Annotated in this window: 11 protein-coding genes and 1 pseudogene; 3 read left to right on the forward strand and 9 right to left on the reverse strand. The window is 68.4% G+C overall.

Annotated elements, in window-relative coordinates; all coding sequences use genetic code 11:
• The first annotated feature begins 48 nt into the window (after positions 1-48).
• The 3 genes from tssC (at position 49) to GFK26_RS04190 (ending at position 2,808) form a co-directional block, all read left to right on the forward strand.
• The gene (gene tssC / locus GFK26_RS04180) at positions 49-1,542 is read left to right on the forward strand and encodes a type VI secretion system contractile sheath large subunit (protein ID WP_062482199.1); all 1,494 of its coding nucleotides are present in this window, start codon (positions 49-51) and stop codon (positions 1,540-1,542) included.
• 153 nt (positions 1,543-1,695) lie between these two features.
• Positions 1,696-2,175, forward strand: coding sequence for an Hcp family type VI secretion system effector (locus GFK26_RS04185; protein WP_153280893.1), 480 nt, complete (start codon positions 1,696-1,698; stop codon positions 2,173-2,175).
• 96 nt (positions 2,176-2,271) lie between these two features.
• Positions 2,272-2,808, forward strand: a complete 537-nt coding sequence (locus tag GFK26_RS04190; protein WP_153280894.1) for a peptidoglycan-binding domain-containing protein — start codon at positions 2,272-2,274, stop codon at positions 2,806-2,808.
• A 94-nt stretch (positions 2,809-2,902) separates the two neighbouring features.
• On the opposite strand, the gene GFK26_RS04195 is transcribed toward GFK26_RS04190, so the two are convergent.
• From GFK26_RS04195 to tssH, 9 genes and pseudogenes are all read right to left on the reverse strand, one after another.
• Positions 2,903-3,697: a PP2C family protein-serine/threonine phosphatase gene (locus tag GFK26_RS04195; protein WP_153280895.1), complete on the reverse strand. Its 795-nt coding sequence runs from the start codon at positions 3,695-3,697 to the stop codon at positions 2,903-2,905.
• Between the two features lie 38 nt (positions 3,698-3,735).
• Complete coding sequence (gene tagH, locus GFK26_RS04200; protein ID WP_228122050.1) at positions 3,736-5,208, reverse strand: type VI secretion system-associated FHA domain protein TagH; 1,473 nt, start codon at positions 5,206-5,208, stop codon at positions 3,736-3,738.
• Positions 5,199-5,420: pseudogene (locus tag GFK26_RS34125) on the reverse strand (FHA domain-containing protein); the annotation flags it as partial. The gene tagH and the pseudogene GFK26_RS34125, both read right to left, overlap by 10 nt.
• A gap of 114 nt (positions 5,421-5,534) precedes the next feature.
• The gene (locus GFK26_RS04205) at positions 5,535-5,930 is read right to left on the reverse strand and encodes a DUF4150 domain-containing protein (protein WP_153280896.1); all 396 of its coding nucleotides are present in this window, start codon (positions 5,928-5,930) and stop codon (positions 5,535-5,537) included.
• A gap of 21 nt (positions 5,931-5,951) precedes the next feature.
• Entirely contained in the window at positions 5,952-6,665 is a 714-nt protein-coding gene (locus GFK26_RS04210) for a DUF3540 domain-containing protein (RefSeq protein WP_153280897.1), read from the reverse strand.
• 47 nt (positions 6,666-6,712) lie between these two features.
• Positions 6,713-7,765: a pentapeptide repeat-containing protein gene (locus GFK26_RS04215; protein ID WP_153280898.1), complete on the reverse strand. Its 1,053-nt coding sequence runs from the start codon at positions 7,763-7,765 to the stop codon at positions 6,713-6,715.
• Complete coding sequence (locus GFK26_RS04220) at positions 7,762-10,356, reverse strand: DUF2169 family type VI secretion system accessory protein (RefSeq protein ID WP_153280899.1); 2,595 nt, start codon at positions 10,354-10,356, stop codon at positions 7,762-7,764. Before GFK26_RS04220 ends, GFK26_RS04215 begins: the two co-directional genes overlap by 4 nt.
• Positions 10,357-10,378: 22 nt before the next feature.
• On the reverse strand, positions 10,379-13,477 hold the full coding sequence (locus tag GFK26_RS04230) for a type VI secretion system Vgr family protein (protein WP_228121906.1): 3,099 nt from the start codon (positions 13,475-13,477) through the stop codon (positions 10,379-10,381).
• 40 nt (positions 13,478-13,517) lie between these two features.
• Positions 13,518-16,229, reverse strand: a complete 2,712-nt coding sequence (tssH, locus tag GFK26_RS04235; protein ID WP_153280900.1) for a type VI secretion system ATPase TssH — start codon at positions 16,227-16,229, stop codon at positions 13,518-13,520.
• Positions 16,230-16,243 lie beyond the last annotated feature (14 nt).

Genomic DNA, 16,243 nt, shown 5'->3' on the forward strand with positions numbered 1-16,243 from the left:
GTTCAGATTCCCTGACAGACACACACCGGTACACGAGGAGAAACCATCATGGCCGACGCACTCGAGCAGAGCGCACTCAAAGACGTTGCGTATGCGGGAAGCGACTTTTCGTCGCTGCTGCAAAAAGAATTCAAGCCACGCAGCGACGAAGCCAAGAGCGCCGTCGAAGCGGCCGTGCTCACGCTCGCGCAGCAGGCGCTGAGCAACAGCACCGTCATCGGCAAGGACGTGACCAAGTCGATCCAGGCCATGATCGCCGCGATCGACGCCAAGCTCACCGACCAGGTGAACAAGATCATCCACCACCCCGACTACCAGAAGCTCGAGAGTGCGTGGCGCGGCCTGCACTACATGGTGAACAACACCGAGACCGACGAGAACCTGAAGATCCGGGTGATGGACATCTCCAAGCAGGAGCTGGCCAAGAACCTCAAGAAGTTCAAAGGCGCGGCCTGGGACCAGAGCCCGATGTTCAAGAAGATCTACGAGGAAGAGTACGGCCAGTTCGGCGGCGAGCCCTTCGGCGCGCTGGTGGGCGACTACCACTTCGACCAGAGCCCGCCCGACGTCGAGATGCTCGGCGAGATGGCCAAGATCGCCGCCTCGGCGCACGCGCCCTTCATCACCGGCGCCAGCCCCAACCTCATGCAGATGGAGTCGTGGCAGGAGCTGGCCAACCCGCGCGACCTGACCAAGATCTTCTCCACGCCCGAGTACGCCGGCTGGCGCAGCCTGCGCGAGTCGGACGACTCCAAGTACCTGGGCATGTGCATGCCGCGCTTTCTGGCGCGCACGCCCTACGGCGCCAACACCAACCCGGTGGAAGAGTTCGACTTCGAGGAAGACACCGCCGGCGCCGACCACAGCAAGTACGCCTGGGCCAATGCCGCCTATGCGATGGCGACCAACATCAACCGCTCGTACAAGCTGTACGGTTGGGGGTCGCGCATCCGCGGCATCGAGTCGGGCGGCGCAGTGGAAAACCTGCCGCTGCACACCTTCCCCAGCGACGACGGCGGCGTGGACCAGAAGTGCCCCACCGAGATCGCCATCAGCGACCGGCGCGAGGCCGAGCTGTCGAAGGCCGGCCTGCTGTCGATGATCCACCGCAAGAACTCCGACTTCGCCGCCTTCATCGGCGCCCAGTCGCTGAACAAGCCGGCCGAGTACGACGACCCCGACGCCACGGCCAACGCCAACCTGGCGGCGCGCCTGCCCTACCTCTTTGCCTGCAACCGCTTTGCGCACTACCTGAAGTGCATCGTGCGCGACAAGGTCGGCAGCTTCAAGGAGCGCGAGGACATGCAGCGCTGGCTCAACAAGTGGATCATGAATTACGTGGACGGCGACCCCGCCAACTCGTCGGAAACCACCAAGGCCCAGAAGCCGCTGGCCGCCGCCGAGGTGATCGTGGAAGAAGTCGAAGGCAATCCGGGCTACTACACGTCCAAGTTCTTCCTGCGCCCGCACTACCAGCTCGAAGGCCTCACGGTCTCGCTGCGGCTGGTGTCGAAGCTGCCGACGGCCAAGGGCGCCGGTTGAAAAAAATCTGCGGATTCTTCTTGAATTCCGGGTTCCGTTTCGTTCTATGAGTAGCTGCCGGGCATCGGAACTTTTCTCTCCCCGCCGGCAGCCATTTTTTTCGTTTCGATCATCAACCGCCCGAATGCAAATCGGGTTCCAAGGAGTAGGAACATGTCATCTGACTTTCACATCAAGCTCGACGGCGTCAAGGGCGAGTCTTCGCACAAGGACCACAAGGACGAGATCGAGATTTCGTCGTGGTCGTGGCACGTGAGCAATGCATCGGGCGCGGGTTCGGGCGGTGGTTCGGGCAAGGGCAAGGCCACGCCGGGTGAGTTCAACTTCGTGCACACCTACGACAAGGCCTCTCCGGTGCTCGCCAAGAACTGCGTCAGCGGCAAGCACTTCAAGGACCTGGTCATGACCTGCCGCAAGTCGGGCGAAGGCCAGCAGGAGTACCTGAAGGTCACGCTCAAGGAAGTCTTCATCTCCAACGTGGGCCCCGGCGGCGCACAAGGTGGTGATGTGCAGGAGCAGGTGTCGTGCAGCTTCAAGGACATCGAGTTCGCCTACAAGGGCCAGGACGACAAGGGCGCCGGCGGCGGCGAAGTGAAGTTCGGCTGGAACGTGGCCACCACCGAAACCCGCTGACGGGCGACGGACTCGTCAGCCCCGTGCGCTCCCGGCGCGACACCGTGCCGGGGCCGGTCCCTGCCCGTCCTCATACGCCCTCACCGGAGCAATGCCATGGCATTCAGTACCCCCTTCATCGGCAAGACCGGTAACTCGCTCATTGCCTACAACATCGATTGGTCTGTCGGCCAGATCGGCGCCAACACACGCGAAGACGTGATGCTGGTGCAAGCGCTGCTGAAGATCTTCTACTACGAGCTGCTGGGCTTCAACCACGACCACGATCCGCCCCCGGGCGAGACCGCCGTGATCGAGGTGGACGGCCTCAAGGGGCCGATCACGCAGCGGCACATCACGCACTTCCAGGAACAGCTGATTGCGCGTGGCAGCCACCTGGTGCCGGACGGCATCTTCGATCCGTTCCGCAAGCCCGGCGCCGTGACGACGCAGACCAAGTCGCGCTACGCGCTCGACCTGCTCAACAACGGATGCGCCAACGCCTGCGCCGAGCAGAACGTCGACTACTACACCAACCTGCCAAACCGGACCGACATGCCGCCGCTGCTGCGCAGCGCCCTGAAGCGCGTGAAGAAGTCGGCCAACAAGTACACCTACGTTGCCGTGACGGTACCGGCCACGGGCGGCGCCTGAAACGCCTGGCCCGCGTCGCACAGCCCGCCCCTCCCGATGCCCGTCCAGTGGACGGGCATTTTTCATGGGGGATCGCACTCGGGAGCCCGCAGGCTCAAGGGTCCGTCGACGCCACGCTCTCGGGCAGCAGCCGCGTCATGTCGTCGTCCGCGTCCTCGATCACCCACAGCGTGAGCGCCGTGTAGTTGTCGTGGCCCGGCTTGGCATTGGCCTTGATCTGCGCGTCGAGCAGCTCGGTCCACTGGCTGGGCGTGCGCGAGGCGTGCAGCGTGTCGACCAGGCACTCGTCGCCCAGCGGCTCCCACACGCCGTCGCTGCACAGCAGCAGCACGTCGCCGGGCACGAGGCGCATGCGGTCGGACACGGCGATGTCGGGCGCCTCCTCGATCGAGCCCAAGGCCGACAGCAGCATGTTGCGTTGCGGATGCAGGCGCGCGCCCTCTTCGTCGAGCATGCCGCCCGCGACCATCTGCTGCACCAGGCTGTGGTCGGTGGTGCGCGCCACGATGGCGCCGCCGCGGAACAGGTAGGCGCGGCTGTCGCCGCTGTGCACCCAGGCCAGCGCTTCGCGCTCCAGGTCGATCACCGCGAACACCACCGTGGAGCGCATGCCGGCGAGCTTGCCGCCTTCGGCCTGGCGCGCCACCACGTCGAGGTTGGCGCGCTCGACCAGCGCGCGCAGCGCGGCTTCGTCCAGCGAGGGCGCGGCGGAGAAACCGCCGAGCATGCTGGCGCGCACCGTGGCCGCCGCCACGTCGCCGCCGCCGTGGCCGCCCGCGCCGTCGGCCACCAGGCAGGCGACGTAGCGCTCGTCGTGCCAGTGGCCGTGCACGTCCTCGTTGTAGGTGCGGCCGCCCTGCCGGGAGAGCGTGACGATTTCGATTTCCAAGCGGGGTGCCTCGCGTGTGCTGGGGTTTCTGGGGGTCTTCAGGTGTCGGACTTGAGGCGCGCCATCTGCTCTTCGTAGGCCGCGAGGAAGGCCTTGCCGAAGAGGCTGTGGAAGTCGTCCTCGGCCTCGCTCGCGATGCCGCCGTACAGCGCCACGAACTGGTCCCAGAGCTTGGCCTTGCGGTTGGCGGCAAAGAGCGCGTCGAGCGCGGTCTTGGCGCTGATCTTCTTCTCGAGCTCGGCGGGCTCGAAGCGACCGATGACGTGGGCCAGCGCCGCGCGCATGCCCACCATCACGCCGAACTGGTGCGCACGCAGGTCGTCGAAGGCGTCGCGCATCGCGGCCTCGGGCGGCATGAAGCCGCGCACGCCGGGGCCCAGCAGGTGCGCCAGCGCGACCTCGACCGTGGGCGAGAACTTGAGCGGGTTGTTGGCTTGCGACGCGATCATCGTGACCTCGGCGCGCACCTCGCGCTTGAACTCCTGGCGCGTGAGCAGCAGCTGCAGCGTGCCTTCGGTGGACGTGCGCAACATCGCGCCGATGCGCTCCATGAGGCCCGGCGTGAGCATCTCGGGCGGCTGGTGCGTGCTGGCCAGGCCGCGCAGGAAGGCGGCGAGCAGTTCGTCGTCGGAGGCGGTGCGCGGGGACGGGGCGGCTGCGGGTGTTGCCGGCGGCGCGACGTACACGGGCGGTGGGGTGGCGGGGGCGGCGGCGGCTCGGCCACGCGGCCGGCGTTCTCGGGCCCGCTGATGCGGATCGGCTGCCCGGTCACGTCGTCGAACTTCGCGAGCGAGGCCACGGGCGCTGGCGCTGGCGCTGGCGCGGGCGCAGGGGGCGGCGGCGGCGTGATGGCCTTCGGCGGCTCGAAGCCGAACTGGTCGATCGGCAGGTGATCGGAGCGCGGCACCGGTGTGGCGGGCGCGGTGCGTTGGAACGCGGCCATCGGGTCGGCGTCCGACGCGGTGTTGGGCTGCAGCAGCGGATCGGCCAGCGGCGACAGCGCGAGCGGATCGCCGCCGATGCCGCCGGCGCCCGGCGCACCGCCGAAGAGGTCGTCGATGCTCGCGGCCTTGCCGTGCGCAGGCGGCGCGCCGAGGTCCGAGAAGTCGTCGAGCGCACCGAGCCCGGCAGAGGGTGCGGCCGACGGCGTGGGACCGAGCAGGTTTGCGAACGGGTCGGCAGCGTCGGCCTGCGCGTTGCGCGAGCCGCCGGCCATGGGGTCGGGGAAGAGCAGCGACTCGGCGGGTGCGGGGGCGGCACGTGCCGCAGCCGGCGCCGGAGCGGGCGCGGCCGGTGACCCCAGCCCCGCAAGCAGGTCGGCGAACGGATCGTCGCTGCTGCTGGCAGGCGCGGCGGCCGGTGCCGACATCACGGTGTTGGGAATGACCGGCGCGGGCGATGGCGCCGCAGCCGCCGTCACGCGCACCGAGAGCTCGAAGCTGCCGATGACGAGGCGTGCGCCGTCGGTCAGCGCCGCTTCCTTGCCCGCGCCCAGCGGCACGCCGTTGCATTGCATCGCGTTGCTGCCGCGGTCGATGACGAAGTACTTGCCCTCTCGGCACAGCACCTGCGCATGCACGCGCGAAACGGTGCGATCGGGGTCGTCGAGCACGAGCGCGTTGGTGTCGGCGCGGCCGATGGTGCCCCCGCCGGGCCCGAAGTCCGCGGCGATGGACGGTCCCGCCGGCATGCCTTGCCGGGTGATGACAGCGATATGAATCATGAATCGGCCCCCGATGGCGGCTGCGCCCGTGCAATCTCGCAAGGAGTATTCATTCCGTGGGGCCGGTTGGCAATCTCGCCTTAAGAGGTATGCCGCATGCGCGCCGTCGCGGCCTCACGGCGCCAGCAGCACCACGAGCGGCTGGCTCGGCACGGTGCGCACGCCGGGGCAGTTGGTGCTGTTCTGCAGCGAGGTGCTGGTGAGCCGCGTGGCCGGCATGCCCATCCACAGCACGGTGAAGGCGCCCGTGAGATGGCGGCTCGGCCCCATCACGGTGCCCGAGGCCACGCCCAGCAGCACGCCGGGGTTGTCGCCGTTGGTCATCGGGATGGTGGTGCCCAGGTTGTGCGCCGGCGCGCCCATCACGAGGATCGTCGGGCAGTTGGGAATGGCCATCGGCCCCATCGCGATGTTGGGGTACGGCACCGGAATCGGCGACGGCGCGGCGGGCGTGATGCAGACATCGGGAAAGCCCATGTCGGTGCCCATCAACTGGCAGTTGGCGAACATGACGGCGCCTTTCTTTTTTCTTCAACCGAAATGGATCTGCGCGCCGCGCGCCTTGATGAGCTCGCGGCCGTTCACGAGCGTGTGCTCTCCTTCGAGGCGCAGCAGCTGCCTGGCTTCGCACTCGAGGTGCGTGGCGGCCACCCGGTCGATGCCATCGGTGGTACGCAGGTAGTGCTTGCTGAAATGCTGCACGCGGTCCATCACCGAGGACAACACCGATCCCACCAGCTTGAAGCTGGTGGCCACCACGCTGAGCTGACGGCCGACGACGTCCGCGGTGTCGGTGGCCACGCGTGTCTTGTGCGTGGCAATGTCCAACTCGTCCGAGCGCAGGCCGACGCGCGCGGCCGCCAGTTCGAGCGCCCCGCCCTCCACGGCAATGCGCATCTGGCCCGGGCAGCTCACGATGTTGGGCGTGCCCTCCTCGCGCTGCAGCACCGCCATGACCCAGACTTCGTCGGGTGCGATGCGCAGGCACGCCACGCTGTCGCCGGCGGCCGGCTCGAGCAGGCAACTGGCGGCGCGCGTGGCACGAAGGCGCAGGTCGCCGCTGGTGACGACGAGCGCGCGCTTCGCGCCCGCACCGGCGCCACCCGCGCTACTGGCGCTACTGGCGCTACTGGCGCTGCCGACGATGCCTACGCACCATTCGCCGGGAATGGCCTTGGCCCTGGGCTTGACCGCGCGGTGCTTGCGGGCCGGCGCACCGGCGGGTTTCTTCAGCGTTGCGTTCATCGTGCATTCCCCTGTGCTCTGTTCATTCGTTCATTCATGCGGTGGGCTCAGGCAGCCAGCGGCTGCCAGCGTTCGGACGCCTGCAGGTCCGGATCGGATTCGATGGCGCGCGCGCGGTCGCTCATCTGCGCGTTCTCGGTGATCGCGCCGTGCAGCACGGTGCGCAGCATGGTGGCGCGGCGCAGGTCGGCCGCGGCCAGGTCCGCGTGCCGGAAGTCGGCATACGTGAGTTCCGCGCCGCTGAAGTTGGCGGCCTGCAGCTTTGCGCCCGCAAAGTGCGTCTGGTAGAGGTCGCAGCCTCCGAAGTTGGCCTGCGGCAACGCGGCGCCGGTGAACAGTGCCTGCCGAAGCCGCGCGCCCGAGAAATCGACGCCCTGGCCCGCAGCCTCGCAAAAGATCGCCAGCGGCGCAACCGCCTGCGCGAACCTTGCGCCGTCCAGCTTCGCACTCTGGAAGTTGCACTGCTGCAGCGCGATGCCGCTGAAGTCGGCGCCGCTCAGGTCGGCCGACGAGAACTGGCAGCCGTCCAGCGCCAGTCCCTCGAACGACATGCCCTTGAGCGAGGTCTTGAAGAACACGTTGCGCAGCATCCGCGCGCCGGCCCAGCTCAGGTGCGAGAGGTCGCATTCGTTGACCGTCGTGTACTGCCAGCTGGTGTCGTCGGCGCACACGTCCAGCAGCACCGACTGGGTGATGACGGCCGAGTCGAGCTTCACGCCGCGCAGCCCGGCATGGGCGAGCCGGCAGCGGGCCACCGTGGCCATCGTCAACGAGGCCTCGGCCAGCTGCGCATGCGACATCTCGCATTCGGTGAAGACCGCGCCGTGCAGGTCGCACTGGCGCAGGTCCGCATGGTCCAGGATGCAGCGGTTGAACACGGCCTTGCGCAGGTTCGCGCCCGAGGCGATGGCGCCGCGCAGGTCGCACTGGTCGAACACGGTCTCTCGCAGGTCGGCGCCGCGAAAGTCGGCCTCGGCGAAGTTGACGTTGGAGAACACGCCGCCGCCCAGCGCCAGCCCCGCGTAGGCGCCCTTGCGCAGGTCGAGGCCTTGCAGCGTCTCGCCGACGCCCACGGCAATGGCCAGCAGGTTCGGCGTCATGCCGCCACCTGCTCTTCGGGCGTCAGCCGCGGCCAGGTGCGCGCGCGCTTGAGCAGCGCACCGTCGAAGCTGGTCGAGCCGTCCAGGCGCACGCGGCTCAGGTCGGCGCCAAAGAGGTTGCTGCGGCGCAGATCGGCGCCGCGCAGGTTGGCCGACTGGAGCACGGCACCGCTGAAGTCCACGCCCGACAGCAGCGCGTTGGCGCAGCCGGCCTTGCGCAGCAGCGCGCCCTTGGCGCTGGCCAGCCGCAGGTCCGCGCCTTCCATCTGCGCCTCGCACAGGTTGGCGCCATCGAGCACCGCACGCACGAGCTTCGCGCCGCGCAGGTCGCAGGCGCCGAAGTTGAAGTTGCGCAGGTTGGCCTGGCCCAGGTCCGCACCGGCCAGGCTGGTGCCCTTCACGGTCACGGCGCCCACGCACTGCGCGCCCATGAGCCTGGCGCCATCGAGCCTGCAGGTCACGAAGGTGGCCGCGGCCAGGTTTGCGCCGTGCATGTCGACGCCCGAAAGGTTCGACTCGAGGAAATTGCAGACCGACAGGTCCGCCTCGGGCCAGCGCATGCCGCGCAGATCGAGCTTGTGAAACAGCTGGCCGGACAGCAGCGCACCGGTCCAGTCCGCATCGCCCCAGGTCGTCTCCAGCAGGTTGGCCCGGGCGAAGTTCGCGCGCCGCATCTGCGTGCCGGCGAAGTCGCAATGCATGAGCGTTGCCTCGGAGAAGTCCGCATCGTCGAAGACGCCTTGCGCGAGCAGGGCCCGGCCCAGGTTGGCCTTGCCGAACGTCGCGCCGATGGCGATCACGCCTTCCAGGTTCGCATGCGCGAGCACCGCGCCCGCGAGGTTGGCGCCCGAGAGGTTGCTGTTCGCGAAGTTCACGCTCTCCAGCCACGCGCCTTCGAAGTTCATCTCCCGCAGGTCCAGGCCCGACAGGTCCGCGCCGGTGAAGTCGATGCCCGCGAAGAACCTGACGCCCGCCGCACTCGCGCGCGCGACTTCGCTGCGCAGCCTGGCGGCCTCGTCGGCCGGCATCGCGAAGGCCGGCGGCTGCATGTGGGCGGACTGGAGATAGCCCGCGCGTTCGGCATCCTCGATGCGGCACAGCTGGGGGTACATCGGCTGGAGGTCCAGCGCCTGGGTGGTGCCGGCCACCATCGCCTGCATCCGGGCCAGGTGCTGGTCGGGATCGTAGGTGGGCGGGCCGCGGTGCTGCAGCGCGGCGATATCGACCTTCTTCTCCTCGGCGAACGCGAGCGCTTTCTCGATGGCGGTCACCGCGTCTTCTATCGATGCCCACTTCTGCGCCTCGGCCTCCTTCATCTGCGCAAGGAGGTACGCGGGCAGTTCGTCGCCGGTGGGCACCTTCTCGCGCGGCGGCATGCGGATGCCCAGCGCGTCCGGGTCCTGGCCCATGGCAATGGCCTTCTCGCGCGCGATCTCCACGTCCGCCTCCGCGCGGCGACGCTGGGCCTCGCCTTGCAGGCCTTCGCTCGCGAAGGGGGCCTTCGCGGCCTCGACGTCAGGATCGGCGGTGCTCACGCCTTCGGGCAGCAGGTCGCTGTCGACGATGGCGTAGACCGGTCCCATCACCGGATCGGCCCGCTTCGCCGCGGCGTCCAGGTAGTGGGCATCGGCCTTGGGCTCGCCCACGCGCTCGACGGCACCCATGAGGCTGACCACGTCGGAGCCGTCGTCGGTGCCGACCTCGGCCAGGCCCTGGAAGATGGCGATGCAGCGCTCGGCGTGCGGAAAGAACCACACGGTCGTCAGGCGCAGTGGCACTTCGCGGACCTTGGGCTCCGCGTTGTCCATGCGATAGCCGACGAAGACGCGCGCGCGCATCCCGGGCAGCCGGCCTTCGACCAGCGGCTTGTGCGGATGCATGTTCTCGAACGAGAAGGGCTCGTCGCCCACGAGCGCCGCATCCATCCACTGGTCGGCCGGCGCGAGGTTGAAGTAGCGCCAGTCGGTGTCGGGTGCGAAGCCCGGCGCGTGCTGCTTCAGGTAGCCGGCGTCGTAGGTGCCGCGGTACTGCACGCGCTGCGGATGCATCACGTCGAGTGCGCCGAAGCCGGCCGGGGCAATGACCTGGTCGGGGCGCAGCAGGCGGTCGTGCGGCAACTCGGTGTTGGGCAGCCAGGCCGTGCCGTCGGTCTTCTGGCGGCCGCGCCCTGCGGTGTTGAGTGCGAAGTCCGGGCCGCCGTAGGCCTTCGACCAGTCCAGGGGCATCTGCGCGAAGGGCACCGGCGCGGTGGCGCGCGCGCCGTCCCAGTGCCGCTCGCCGAACACCAGCAGGGTTTTCTCGCGCGTGCCGAAGCGGGCCCGCACGGCGCAGGCGTTGGGCCGGTCGTCCGGCGCGAAGGCCCTGCCGTGCACCAGGAACTCCGGCGTGAGCTTGGCCACGCCCTCGTCGATCAAGGGCGTTGCCATCTCCTTCGCAAGGAAGGACCACATCGACTGCTCGGCCCACAGCGAGCCGCGCTCGCCCTGTGCAAAGGGCAGGTGCAGGCAGGCGCTGACGCTCAGGCCGAAGCGCTTGCGGAACTCGATGGGGCGTGTCGACAGGCCGAGCGCCTGGGGTTTGATGACTTGCATGGTCGCGTCTGGCGTTCTCTCTCTATGGCACTCCGCCGTCCATCGGATCGGATGGCGGCGGCGGCGGCGGCGGCGGCGGTGGCGGCGGCGGTGGCGGCGGTGGCGGCGGTGGCGGCGGCGGCGGTGGCGGCGGCGGCGGTGGCGGTGGCGGTGGCGGCGGCGGTGGCGGCGGTGGCGGCGGCGGCGGTGGCGGTGGCGGCGGCGGCGGTGGCGGCGGCGGCGGCGGCGGTGGCGGCGGCGGCGGCGGTGGCGGTGGCGGCGGTGGCGTGGGTGACCACTCCTGCGCCGGTTCCGGCGTGGCGGCTTCGCCTTCCGGCGGCGGTGGCGGTGGCGGCGGCGCGGGCGTGTTGTTGGCCAGCGTGGACGTATCCTCCGCGCGCCGTTCGGCGCCGGTCTTGATCTCGGCCACGGTCATGATGCCCTCGGCCAGGATGACGGGGACGGTTCCGACCACCGGGATCATGGCAATGATGCCTTCGATGCGCCGCCGTTCGGTGATGCGCGACAGCGCCCTCAGCCGGTCCCCAAGGCCCGTGAGCCCCACGAGGTCGGCCTCGGCGGCGGCATCCCTGAGCTGCTGGGCCGCATCCTCGTACTGCTTGAGCGTTGCGGCGATGTCCTTCTTGGCGCTCGCCAGGCCCGCGACAAAACCCAAGGCGCCGGCGACCGCGGCACCGCCCGCACCGCCCGCACCGGCACCGGGCGTGAACGTGTGCATGGTCGCCTGCTTCACCTCGATGGGATAGGCGTGGATCTCCGGCGCGACGCCCGACGACAACTTCACGCCCAGCGCGGTCTCGATCGCCACGCCCACGAAATTGTTGACGGCGAGCGCCAGCGCGTTGTCGATGCTCATGCCCATGAAGGTCGAGCGCGCCATGCCCAGGTTGGCCTCGCTGTTGCTGCCGATGTAGCCGCTCGTGTTGGGCCCCAGGATCGTCGTGTTGGAGCCGCACGAGGTCGCATCGATGTTGCCCACCGCCATCATCTCGATGCCGGTGTTGCTCAGGAGCTTGATCTTGTTGGCCATCAGGTGCAGCGGCCCGGTGGGCACCGTGATGTATTTGGAACTCGCGCCGGTCACCAGCCAGTCGATGTGGCCGGCCTCGAAGCTCATCTTGGCGGCCTTGTAGGTCAGGTTGCCGCTGACGGTGACGGTCTGGTCGCCGGTCACGCTGCGGGTTTCCCCCGCACGCGAGATGTCGCTGCGCGCGCCGATCACCTCATGGGTGCCGGTGCCCGTCACCTTCAGCATGTCGTTGCTGTCGACGAAGGTGTCGCGGTTGCCCACCACCTGGTTGTTCTGCTTGCCCTTGACTGTGTTCTTCTGGTCCACCACCACCATGTTGGTGTCGTTGCGCGTCACGGTGCTCTTGCGGTCGCGGTCCACCAGGCTGGTCTGGTCGCGCTTGACGGTGATGGTCTGGTCGCGGTCCACCGTGGTGGAGTCATCCAGCTCCACGCTGCGGCTCATGTTCTTCTCGGCGTGGATGTTGATGTTCTCCTCGCCCTTCTTGTCCTCGAACATGATCTCGTTGTAGTTCGCAGGACCGCCGCCGGGCGTGGAGCGGGTCTTGAAGCCGCTCTGCGTGGGCGACTTGTACGGAATGGGCTGGTCGTCGTTGTAGACGCGGCCCACGATCACCGGGCGGTCGGGGTCGCCGTTGAGAAAGTCGACGATCACCTCCTGGCCGATGCGCGGCGCGAAGTAGCCGCCCCAGCCCTTGCCGCCCCAGGGTTGCGACACGCGCACCCAGCACGTCGACTTCTCGTTGCTCTCGTCGTAGCGGTCCCAGTGAAAGTGCACCTTCACGCGGCCGTGGTCGTCCACGTGCAGCTCGTCTCCCTTGGGGCCGACCACGATGGCCGTCTGCGGACCGGGCATGGTCACGCGCGGCGTGAGGCGCGGCGCACGGAACGGGCGGTCGACTGGCATAACCGTGAGCAGGAACAGGCTGCTGCCGGTCTGCGCGGCCGCCAGCGCGGGCGTGGCGGCGATCAGCTCTTCCAGCACCGGCAGGGTGTCGGCGTTCACGGCGTCGTCGCGCAGCACCTCGGCCAGCGCGCGCTGCACGGGCTGCGCCGCCGCGCTGGCGCTCACGCCCTCGTAGCCGCGGTGGCTGGCGATGAAGGTGCAGGCGGCGATCACGTAGTCGCCATTGCGCGTGCCGTCGGGGTCGTCCTCGAACTTGAAGCTGCGCCCGGCCGCGACGTCAGGCCACGGCGTGAGCGCCCAGTGGCGGTCGCGGCGCGCGTTGAGCTCGTCGCCGCGCAGCTTGGCGCGCGTCTCGGCGTCGTCGCCGGTGAAGTAGCCGCCGGGAAACTCGAACATCTCGAACTCCGCGAGTTCGTGCGCGTCGGAACTGTCGATGTCGGCGCCCAGCTTCTTCTTGATGGCCTTGAAGTCGCTGTCGCGCGACGCATGCTTGCCGGTGTCGAACTGCCGCGCGCTGACCCAGCGCGAGATCTCGTTGAAGCGCGGCTCGGCCGCATTGACCGCCATGTGGCGCAGCGTGTCGGTGGCGGGCAGCTTGTCGTGCGCCATGTCGCTGGCGTCCGACAGGTGCATGGTGCCGGGCGCGTCGTGCGCGTCGAACCAGTAGTAGATGCCCTCGTCTTCCAGCAGGCGCGACAAAAACTGGTAGTCGCTCTCCTGGTGCTGCACGCAGTAGCGGCGCGGGTTGTGCGTGCCGATGACGTTGGTGGCCTTGGTCTTCTTGAAGCGCTTGATCGGGCTGTCCTCGAACACCGCGTCGAGCACTTCGAGCACCTTCTTTTCCTGGTGGATGCGCGAGTTGGCGCGCTTGGTCAGCAGCCAGAACCACGAGCGCAGCGTGATGCGGTACTCGTAGTGCCGCCCCATGTGGCCCGCGCGCACGAAGCGCACGGCATGGCCTTGGCAATGCCGCTCGTGCGCGCTGCCGTCGGCGTCCTGGAACGCGATGACGACGTCGAAGGCGTGGCCCAGGATGTCCTTGGCGGCGAGGTCCTTGTTCTTCGACAGCACGGTGAGCTCGTAGGCGGCGGGGCGCGCCAGCGCCTCGTGCCCGACGATGCGCCAGAACATCAGGTCGTCCTTGGCGGGCGAATCGCTCTCGATGCGGAACTCGTGGTCGGCCATCTTGGGTCTCTCGGAAGTGGGGCGTCTCGCTGCGCGGGGGTCAGTCGAACGCGTAGGTGAAGTCGGCGTCCTTCACGTCGAGCGCGACGCGGCGGATCTCGCCGCCGGAGGCCAGGCGTTGCAGGTACTCGACCGAAATGGTGGGCAGCACGGTGTTGGTGAGGATCGCGTCGATCACGCGCCCGCCCGACTCCGGGTCCTGGCAGCGCGCCACCACCTGCTCGATCACCGCCTCGGTGTATTCGAAGGGCACGCCGTGGTTGGTTTCCACGCGCTTCTTGATGCGACCCAGCTGCAGCCGCACGATCTTCTTCATCATGTCGGGCGACAGCGGGTAATAAGGAATGGTGACGATGCGGCCCAGCAGCGCGGGCGGGAACACCTTCATGAGCGGCGCCTTGAGCGCATCGGCCAGCGCGTTCGAATCGGGCAGCAGCTCGGGGTCGCGGCACATGCTCATCACGAGCTCGCTGCCGGCGTTGGTCGTGAGCAGGATGATCGTGTTCTTGAAATCGATCATGCGGCCCTCGCCGTCTTCCATCCAGCCCTTGTCGAAGACCTGGAAGAAGATCTCGTGCACGTCGGGGTGGGCCTTCTCGACCTCGTCGAGCAGCACCACGCTGTACGGCCGGCGGCGCACGGCCTCGGTCAGGATGCCGCCCTCGCCATAACCGACGTAGCCGGGCGGCGCGCCCTTGAGCGTGGAGACCGTGTGCGCCTCCTGGAACTCGCTCATGTTGATGGTGATGATGTTCTGCTCGCCGCCGTACAGCGCCTCGGCCAGCGCCAGTGCGGTCTCGGTCTTGCCGACGCCCGAGGTGCCGCAGAGCATGAAGACGCCGATGGGTTTCTGCGGGTTGTCCAGCCGCGCACGCGAGGTCTGTATGCGGCGCGCGATCATCTCCAGGCCGTGCTTCTGGCCGATGACGCGCTGGTTCAGCGTGTCGGCGAGCTTGAGCACTGCTTCGACTTCGTTCTTGACCATGCGGCCGACGGGAATGCCGGTCCAGTCGGCGACGACGGAGGCGACGGCCTGTTCATCGACCGACGGAAGGATCAGCGGGGACTCGCCCTGCACCGCATGGATCTTGGCCTGCAGCGCATGCAGTTCTTCGAGCAGCGCCGCGCGGTCTTCGCTCGCTGGCGCCGGGGACACGACGGCGTTCGCATCGCCATCGGCCGGTGCCGCATCCACCGGCTTGTTCCCCGCCCGCAGCTTGGCGCGCAGTTCGAGCAGCCGATCGACCAGCCCTTTCTCTTCCTGCCAGCGCGCATTCAGCCCTTCGAGCTGCAGCTTCGATTCGACGAGCAAGGCTTCGACCTGCGCCGAGCGCTTGGTCACGTCGATGCCGATGGTGGCCTCGCGGCCGATGATCTCCTGCTCGACCGTGAGCCCTTCGATGCGGCGCATGCAGTCTTCGACTTCGGGCGGCGTCGCGTGCTGCGACACGGCCACGCGCGCGCAGGCGGTGTCGAGCAGGCTCACGGCCTTGTCGGGCAGCTGGCGCGCGGGGATGTAGCGGTGCGACAGCTTCACGGCCGCCTCGATGGCCTCGTCGAGCAGCTGCACGCGGTGGTGCTTCTCGAGCACGCTGGCCACGCCGCGCAACATCAGGATCGCCTTGACTTCGTCGGGCTCGGGCACCTGCACGACCTGGAAGCGCCGCGTGAGTGCCGGGTCTTTCTCGATGTACTTCTTGTACTCGGCCCAGGTGGTCGCGCCGATGGTGCGCAGGTTGCCGCGCGCCAGGGCGGGCTTGAGCAGGTTGGCCGCATCGCCGGTGCCGGCCGCGCCGCCCGCACCCACGAGCGTGTGGATCTCGTCGATGAACAGGATGATCGGCGTCGGCGAACTCTGCACTTCGTCGATCACCTGGCGCAGGCGCTGTTCGAACTCGCCCTTCATGCTCGCGCCCGCTTGCAAGAGGCCGATGTCGAGCGTGAGCAGCTTCACGTCTTTCAGTTGCGGCGGCACGTCGCCGCGCGCGAGGCGCTGCGCAAAGCCTTCCACCACCGCCGTCTTGCCGACGCCGGCCTCGCCGGTCAGGAGCGGGTTGTTCTGGCGGCGGCGCATGAGGATGTCGACGATCTGGCGGATTTCCTCGTCCCGCCCGGTCACCGGGTCCATCTCTCCCTTCTTGGCTTTCTCCGTGAGGTCGACAGCAAATTTCTTGAGGGCGTCGCCCTTGCCCATGGCGGCCGGCGCCATGGCGCCCGAGTCTTCGCCGGGTGTGCCGCTGCCCATGCCGGTGCCGTCCTGGGCGCGCATCTGCGCTTCGGGCGAGGCGTCGCAAATCTTCGGGAAGTTGTCGGCCAGGTCTTCGACCTTGATCTTCTCGAACTGCTTCGACAAGCCGAACAGCGGGTTGCGCAGGCTCTGCGTTTTCAGCATGGCAACCACGATGTAGCCGGTGCGCACCTGCGCTTCACCGAACTGCAGCGTCGCGTAGGTCCACGCGCGCTCGATGGCGTTCTCGATGTGCGGCGAAAAATCGCTGATGGCGGTGGCGCCGCGCGGCAGGCGGTCGAGCGCGGTGGTCATGTCTTTCGCGATCACCGACACGTCGAGCCCGTAGTGCTGGATCACGCGGTGCAGGTCGGAGTCTTGTGCCTGCAGCAGCTGGGCGAACCAGTGCTCCAGCTCCACGTACGGATTGCCCCGCATCTTGCAAAAGACGGTGGCACCCTCGATGGCCTTGTAGGCCAGCGAGTTGAGTTTGCCGAAGAGGGCGGTGCGGCTGATTTCACTCATGGAGGACTCCGTAT

Source organism: Variovorax paradoxus (assembly GCF_009498455.1).
GTDB classification, from domain to species: Bacteria; Pseudomonadota; Gammaproteobacteria; order Burkholderiales; family Burkholderiaceae_C; genus Variovorax; species Variovorax paradoxus_H.